This is a genomic window from Endozoicomonas sp. ONNA2, assembly GCF_024606365.1.
In the GTDB taxonomy this organism is placed as follows: domain Bacteria; phylum Pseudomonadota; class Gammaproteobacteria; order Pseudomonadales; family Endozoicomonadaceae; genus Endozoicomonas.
The window spans coordinates 1-6,769 of record NZ_JAHHPO010000397.1; the positions used below are offsets into that span (position 1 = coordinate 1).

The 6,769-nt window shown below is 52.9% G+C and carries 4 protein-coding genes; 1 reads left to right on the top strand and 3 read right to left on the bottom strand.

From position 1 onward, the window contains the following. Positions 1-165 precede the first annotated feature (165 nt). Positions 166-3,279: an FAD-binding and (Fe-S)-binding domain-containing protein gene (locus KDK14_RS07195; RefSeq protein WP_257264371.1), complete on the top strand. Its 3,114-nt coding sequence runs from the start codon at positions 166-168 to the stop codon at positions 3,277-3,279. Positions 3,280-3,483: 204 nt separating this feature from the next. Here KDK14_RS07195 and KDK14_RS07200 read toward each other — a convergent pair whose 3' ends face one another. The 3 genes from KDK14_RS07200 to KDK14_RS07210 are packed head-to-tail and all read right to left on the bottom strand — an operon-like array spanning position 3,484 to position 6,705. Then, complete coding sequence (locus tag KDK14_RS07200) at positions 3,484-4,233, bottom strand: trans-aconitate 2-methyltransferase (protein WP_257264372.1); 750 nt, start codon at positions 4,231-4,233, stop codon at positions 3,484-3,486. 22 nt (positions 4,234-4,255) lie between these two features. Next, entirely contained in the window at positions 4,256-6,457 is a 2,202-nt protein-coding gene (glgB, locus tag KDK14_RS07205) for a 1,4-alpha-glucan branching protein GlgB (RefSeq protein ID WP_257264373.1), read from the bottom strand. Positions 6,458-6,465: 8 nt separating this feature from the next. Next, positions 6,466-6,705 carry a glycogen/starch/alpha-glucan phosphorylase gene (locus KDK14_RS07210; RefSeq protein WP_257264374.1) on the bottom strand — a complete coding sequence of 80 codons (240 nt, stop codon included), beginning with the start codon at positions 6,703-6,705 and terminating at the stop codon, positions 6,466-6,468. Between the last annotated feature and the right edge of the window lie 64 nt (positions 6,706-6,769).

Below are 6,769 nucleotides of genomic sequence, written 5' to 3' on the forward strand. Positions count from 1 at the left end.
TTTTTTGAACCACAAAGACACAGAGACAAAAAGAAAAGATTTCTTTTATCTTCCTTTGTGTCTTTGTGGTGAAAGTCTTTTAAGGAAGATGCACCAGGGTTAAGCCCAAACCCGCCATTTTGTTCCCTGCCACCCTTGCTTTACGTACAATAACCCACAGGACTGATGGGGAGTAAAGCGGTGATCAGCAGGCTGGATCAGAAAACGACAAATATCTTATATAACCACTTTGCCAGTGAACTGGCCCAAGCTGGATTCAGTGGGGATATTGAGCTGGGTTTTGCCGAACGAACCGTTCTGGCAACAGATAATTCGATCTACCAGGTACTGCCCGAGGGAGTACTCTACCCTCGCTCAACAGAAGATATCAGCAAGATTCTCACCCTGGCCAATAAACCGGAGTTTCACCAGATCGTGGTGTCGCCCCGTGGTGGCGGTACCGGCACCAATGGTCAGTCGCTCACGTCAGGCTTTATGGTGGACACCAGCCGTTATATGAACCAGGTGCTGGAGATCAATACCTCAGAGCGTTGGGCCAGGGTTCAATCCGGCGTGGTCAAAGACTACCTGAACGAGCTGGCGGCTAAAGAAGGCCTGTTCTTTGCCCCGGAACTCTCCACCAGCAACCGGGCCACCGTGGGTGGCATGGTGAATACCGATGCCAGCGGCCAGGGTTCTGTGGTATATGGCAAAACCCGGCACCATGTACTTGAACTGACCTCAGTGCTGGCCGATGGCACGGTGTGGAACTCTTCTCCGGTGGACAACGACCAACTTGAGCAACTGTGTCATCGGCAGGATCGTATCGGTGAGATCTATAACATCCTGAGAAAGACCTACCGCGAATATAAACAACAGGTGACTGAAGTATTCCCTGACCTGAACCGAAACCTCACCGGCTATGACCTGGCCAATATTGTCAATAAAAATAACCACCATGATCTCAATGCCATTCTCTGTGGTTCCGAGGGTACTCTGGCCATCATCAGTGAGATTAAAGTTAACCTGCTGCCTATCCCGAAACAGTCTGCCCTGGTGCTGGTTTTCTATAAAAGCTTCCAGGACTCGCTGCAGGATGCCCAAATACTGATGTCTGCCCGGCCAGGTTCCATTGAAACCATCGACTCCCGTGTGCTCGGGCTGGCAAAGGCCGACAGTGTCTGGGAAAGCGTCAAAGCGTTCTTTCCCCGATACAGTGATGATATTGACGGCATCAACTTTGTCGAGTTTACCGGTGACGATGAAGCGGAGATTCAGCAGGGTATCGATCGTCTGAAAGCCGTGCTGGAAGAACCGGTCAGTATCTGGCGTGCCGGTCACAGCGTCGTGAAAGGCACCGGCAATGTGAAAAAAATCTGGCATATGCGCAAGCAGGCTGTCGGACTGCTGGGCAATATGAAAGGCGACGCTCGCCCTATACCATTTGTGGAAGATGTGGCGGTTCCCCCGGAAAATCTCGCCGACTTTATTCAAGCGTTCCGGGCACTACTGGACAGTCACCACTTGTCCTATGGCATGTTCGGGCATGTGGATGCCGGTGTTCTCCATGTTCGCCCGGCCATCGACATGAAAGACCCGGAACAGGAGAAACTGGTCCGGTTAATCAGTGATGACGTGGCGGCACTGGCCAGAAGCCATGGTGGTGTACTCTGGGGTGAGCATGGTAAAGGTGTTCGTTCAGAATACGCGCCGGACTTCTTTGCCGACCTCTACCCGGTACTGCAGGAAATTAAAGGCGTATTTGACCCTTACAACCAGCTAAACCCCGGCAAGATTGCCACCCCCGCCACCGAACCGGTTCAGCTACTGAAGATTGATGAAGTGCCCACCCGTGGCCAGCAGGACCGGGAAATTGAGCGCAATGCCTTTGCCGCCTTCACCAGTAGCCTGTACTGCAATGGCAACGGTGCCTGCTTTAATTACAACCCCAACAGCGCCATGTGCCCCACCTGGAAAGCCACCTATGACCGGATACAATCCCCGAAAGGCCGCTCAGGCCTGGTACGGGAATGGCTGCGGTTACAAACCGCCGCTGGTGCCGACATCGCTGGCGAAAGCCAAAAGATCCGTCAGGCGGGCCCACTCTACAACGGTGGCCAGAAGCTGATTAACCTGGTGAACAAATGGCGGGGTGAAGAGGACTTCAGCCACCAGGTATATGGGGCGCTGGACAACTGCATGAGCTGTAAGTCCTGTGCCGGGCAATGCCCGATTCAGGTCAATGTGCCCGACCTGCGTTCCCGTTATTTTGAACTTTATCACAGCCGCTACCCAAGGCCGGTAAAACACCATGTGGCCGGTTTGCTGGAGCCAATGCTGCCGCTACTGGCCAAAATCAAACCGGCTTACAATCTGATTATGGGCTGGTCAGTGGCCAATACCCTTGCCAGCAAAACCATTGGTCTGCAGGATATTCCGGCCATTACCAGCTCATCGCCGACTAACGACTGCTGTCGTGCTGGTGCGGCCATTGCCAACCGCACGTTGCTGGATGCCATCCCGGACAGTGAACGGGATAAAACCGTCATCATTATCCAGGATGCCTTTACCAGCTTCTTTGAAACACCCCTGCTCACCGATCTGGTGGAGCTGCTGATTCGTCTTGGCTACCGCCCCCTGATTGCCCCTTACCGACCCAATGGTAAAGTACTCCATGTTTATGGTTTCCTGGGACGGTTTGAAAAAATTGCCAGAACCAATGGTGAGGAGCTCAAGGCACTGGCCAACAGTGGCATCAGCCTGGTGGGCATTGATGCGGCGGTTACCCTGACCTACCGGGATGAATACCACGAAGTGATGGGCGAAAACTTTCTCATGGCTGACGGCTCCCTTATGGCTGACGGCTCCCCGGAAGTACTGCTCCTGTCCGAATGGTTTGCCAGACAGTCAGAAACAATACGTCAGTTGCAATTGAACCTTGGCAATGCTGAGGCAGAAGATTTTGTACTACTGGGCCACTGCACAGAAATCTCCAATGTCCCTGCCGCCCCTGCCCAATGGCAGCAGTTATTCAATGACCTGGGCCTTAAACTCACCTATAAAGCCACTGGCTGTTGTGGCATGGCGGGCATCTATGGCCATGAAACCCGCAATCAGGAAATATCAAGAAAACTCTACGACATGAGCTGGAAGGACGTTGTGCAAAACCCTGAATACAGTGGCAAACTGGTGGCTACCGGGTACTCCTGCCGCAGCCAGGTGAAACGTTATGGCGACGGCAAGATTCCACATCCGGTTCAGGCACTGCTGCAGGTGATGAAGCAACAGGCTTTGAATTAGCCGGTTTTTTTTGAACCACAAAGACACGAAGACACAAAGAAGGACGCTTTTTTGTTTGCCGGGCGTCGCTTGGGTAAGCCCATAAAAAACTTTTGTTCCTTCGTGTCTTTGTGCCTTTGTGGTTCCAGTGCTTTTATCTTTTTGCAGTTCAAAAATCTTATTGATATAGAAGACGATGAGTTAATACCGAATGCTCCGGCAGGCTCACTTCAAGAACGCCTCAATCGCCACAACAAACGGATCGGCCTGATAGGCTGCCCAGTAATCGCTACCCTTCGCCTTCAGCCCTTCTTCAGACACAGTTGGGTAAAGTACATCCACGTTGGCAAAGCCTGCTTCTGTCAAGCACTGCACAATCGTATCGGTGGACCAGCAGTAATCAGTAAAATGTACTGCCGTATCACCCACTTGAATGGTCAACTCAAAGGGATCACCATCGCGCAGGTTTGCCACAGCGTCCACTTTTTTTCCATAGCAGTCATCCGGTGCTTTTGGATTACCCTGCACCCGGGCATGACGCTCAGAATCCATGGCCAGCAGATAACTATAACCACCCGGTGACGTATGATAGGCGAGGGTTTCGGCCAACTCTTTCAGGTGGCTCAGGCTGGCCAGGCGGGAGGTCAGCCAGAAGGCACACACCGCCGAAAATGATCGGTCCAGCCGCAATGACGTAGGGTCCGCCTGCTTGAACTCAATACCGCCGTCAGCAGATGCATTCAACTCTATCGCCCGTTCCAGCAGGGCCGGGCACTGATCCACACCCACCACATACTCTGCCCCGGCCGCCCGGGCAAGGCGGGAAAAGAAACCCTCGCTGCAGCGCAGATCCAGCACAGAATTCACCGGGTGCTTCCTGAACGCTCCAGTTACATAAGGGGTGTAAACGTATTTGGCAATGGGTGACTCAGCCACGGCAATGGCGTAGTCATCCGGCGTAAAGAAATGACTCATGTTGGTAATTCCTTAATAAAAATTATTCCGCCAGATGTAAAAACACAGTCGCCAATGGCGGTAACGTCATCACTATTGAATGCCGCTGATGATGCATTGGCAACGGCTCAGTGACCAGGGGCAGCTCATTCACAACGCCGCTGCCGGAAAACTCAGGGCTGTCGGAATTGAACACCTCCTGCCAGACACCAGCCCCGGGGACTCCCAACCGGTAATGGGGCCTGACCACCGGGGTAAAATTAACAATGACCACAACCGGTGAGTCACTGAATGTGTGCCGACTGAAAGCAATCACTGACTGAAGCTCATCATCCGTAATCAACCACTGAAACCCCGTTGGGTCATAATCGGATTGCCATAAGGCGGGTAAGGACTGGTAAGTACCATTCAAATACCTGACCATGGCAGTCAACCCACGGGAGTGGGCATTTTCCTCCGGCAGCAACCAGTCCAGCTGACCATCGTGATGCCATTCATGGCGCGACCCCAGCTCCGCACCCATAAACAACAATTTCTTACCGGGGTGGCCAAACATATAATCGTACAAGGCACGTAGATTGGCAAACTGCTGCCACTCATCACCGGGCATCCGGCTCAGCAGTGTGCCTTTACCATGGACCACCTCATCGTGGGAAAGGGGTAGAATAAAGTGCTCACTGTCGTTGTACACCATGCTGAATAAGATCTGGTCATGGTGATAACGGCGATGCTCCGGATTGCGGGCCAGGTAATTCAGGGTGTCATGCATCCACCCCATATTCCACTTGTAACCAAACCCCAGCCCGTTGTCGTAGGTAGGCATGGAGACGCCGGGCCAGCTGGTTGACTCTTCCGCAATCATCATGGCATCGGGGTAGTTCAGGTATACGGCCTCATTCAGCTCCTTGATAAACTGGACAGCCTCAAGGTGCTCATTGCCCCCCAGAATATTGGGTTCCCACTCCCCTTCCCCCCTTGAGTAATCGAGATAAAGCATGGAAGCCACCGCATCCACCCGCAGACCATCCACATGAAACTGTTCAAACCAGAACAGCGCATTACTGATCAGAAAGTTTCTGACTTCCGGGCGTCCGTAGTCATAAATATGGGTCTGCCAGTCCGGGTGCCATCCCCTGAGGGGGTCCGCATATTCATACAGATGGGTGCCATCAAAGTGGGCCAGGCCGTGGCTGTCAGAGGGAAAGTGTGCCGGCACCCAGTCAAGAATGACCCCGATACCGGCATCATGAAACCGGTCTATTAATGTTTTCAGACCATCCGGATCGCCGTAACGGCTGGTTGGCGCAAACAGGCCCACCGGCTGGTAGCCCCAGGAGCCGTTAAAGGGGTGCTCATGAACAGGGAGAAACTCAACATGAGTAAACCCCATCTCCTGCACATAAGGCACCAGTTGTTCAGCCAGTTCAGTGTAATTAAGTATTTGACCGCTGTTGTCTTTTTTCCAGGAGCCCAGATGCACTTCATAAATACTCACCGGTCGGTCCAGCCCCTGGTGCTGGCGCCAGGCCTTGCTCTGCCATTGATATTGCCGGGAATCATAGACAATGGATGCATTCCCCGGTGGCTGCTGGGCATAAAAGGCAAAGGGGTCCGCCTTATGGGGCAGTAGCTGCCGGTTCTGATCTTTCAGCTCAAATTTATAGAGATCACCCGCTGTCACTTCAGGAATAAATAACCGCCATATCCCCGTGTCACTGCTGGCCATTTGGTGCAGCCGACCATCCCAGTGGTTGAATGAACCAATCACACTGACACTGCGGGCATGGGGCGCGTAAACACGGAACATGACGCCCTGCCAGCTATGGCCTGACAGCGTCGCCGAATGGCGGTGGGCTCCCAGTGTATGGTGCAGCCAGTGGTGGCGGATTACCGGCTCGGTACCACAGAGGCTGGAGAATTGATAAGGGTCGCTGGCCCTGAACTGGTGATGCTGGGCATTGGTGACCAGCAGTTGGTAGGCCCGGGGCTGTGGGATATCCACAAATGTCAGCTCAAATAGCCCCGGTGCAATAGGGGTAGCGGCACCCAGGTTATTCCCGGTCACCTCATCAATCACCGCCACAGCAATGGCATCTGGCCGCCAGATCCTGACTACCAGCCCCCTGCCGACCCGATGCCAGCCGAGCAGATCAAACGGTCTGGCACAGCAGGTATTCAGAAGGTCATCAAGCAGGGTGTCCCGGCTGTCGGAATCCACCCGGATATCTTCAAGGGCACCAGGCATAATCAGCTCTAGACGTTAATATTCCAGATGGTTTTATAGTAGTCGACAATGGCCAGGTCTGATGAAAATTTGTCCACTGAAGCAGTATTACCCACTGAAGCAGTATTAATGGTCGCCATGCGCCACCAGTGGGATGGAATTTTTTCAGGCCCCGACGATCCGCTCATGGGTATCGCTGCAGGACTGGTAGTGCCAGGGTCACTTATATCAATTTCAACAACATAAAATACGACGGATAGCTTATGCATATAAATAAAACGTAACTATTCAGCACCCCTCATTTAAATCTGGAATTTTCTGATTTTTATACCA